Genomic DNA, 1,023 nt, shown 5'->3' with positions numbered 1-1,023 from the left:
CCGCGTGCATTGGGAAATACGCGGATGCTTGCATGTCTTGTCTCCTGTCTTGGCTTCTTGTTGGAAGTCACCTGCCGCGCCGCGGCAAGCGGTCGCATCGGTGACTGGATGGGATTCTGTAGAGGCTTGTCCAATATTTCAAAGATTTTTAGGATATCGGCTGGATACTTTTCACATATATGGAACTGCGCCATCTCCGTTACTTCCTGGCCGTGGCCGATACCGGCCACATCACGCGCGCGGCCGAGCTGCTGGGCATGCAGCAGCCGCCGCTGTCGCAGCAGATCCGCGCGCTGGAGGAGGAGCTGGGCATTGCACTGTTCCGGCGCCACCCCAAGGGCGTGGACCTGACCGACGCGGGCCTGGAGCTGCAGGGCGAGGCCACGCGGCTGCTGGCCGACTTCACCGCCATGCGCGACCGCATGCAGGCCTTTGCGCGCGGCGAGCGCGGGCGCATCCATGTGGGCTTCACCAGCTCGGCGGCGGCCCATGCCTTCACGCCCGAGGTGCTGCGCCTGTGCCGTGGCCGCCATCCCGACATTGCGCTGGATGTGAGCGAGAACAATGCCGCCGAGATCACCGAGGCCGTGCAGGCCGGGCGCATGCACTGCGGCTTTCTGCGCGTGCCGGTGGCCCGGCCCGAAGGCCTGGTTTTCGAGACGCTGCTGCAGGAGCCCGCGCTGCTGGCCATTCCCGTGGACCACCGGCTGGCGCGCGATGCATCGCGGCCCGTGGCGCTCAGGCAGCTCGATGGCGAGCGCCTGATCCTTGTGCGGCGCACGGGCGCGCCGGGGCTGTATGCGAACCTGCTGGCGCTGTGCGCCCGGCACAAGGTACAGGTGGAGGTGGCCGCCGAGGTGGAACGCATGATGACCAATGTGAACCTGGTGGCGGCGGGCGTGGGCCTGTCCATCGTGCCGGCCTCGGTGCGCGGCGCCCATCCCGAGGCCGTGGTCTACCGCGCCTTCGAGCCCGCCGTGCGGCTGAGCGCCCCGCTCACCCTGGTGCACCGCGAGGACGCGG

The 1,023-nt window shown here is 68.1% G+C and carries 2 protein-coding genes; one reads left to right on the top strand and one right to left on the bottom strand.

Annotated elements, in window-relative coordinates; all coding sequences use genetic code 11:
* On the bottom strand, positions 1 to 194 hold a 194-nt coding region (locus tag L995_RS34435; RefSeq protein WP_231574492.1), incomplete at its 3' end, for a hypothetical protein.
* On the opposite strand from L995_RS34435, the gene L995_RS20580 reads away from it, so the two are divergent.
* Positions 180 to 1,023: LysR family transcriptional regulator (locus L995_RS20580; protein WP_047473367.1), on the top strand; the 844-nt coding region annotated here is incomplete at its 3' end. The genes L995_RS34435 and L995_RS20580 overlap by 15 nt on opposite strands.

The organism is Delftia sp. ZNC0008 (assembly GCF_000799035.1).
In the GTDB taxonomy this organism is placed as follows: domain Bacteria; phylum Pseudomonadota; class Gammaproteobacteria; order Burkholderiales; family Burkholderiaceae_C; genus Comamonas; species Comamonas tsuruhatensis.
This window is presented reverse-complemented; position numbering and strand designations above follow the sequence as displayed.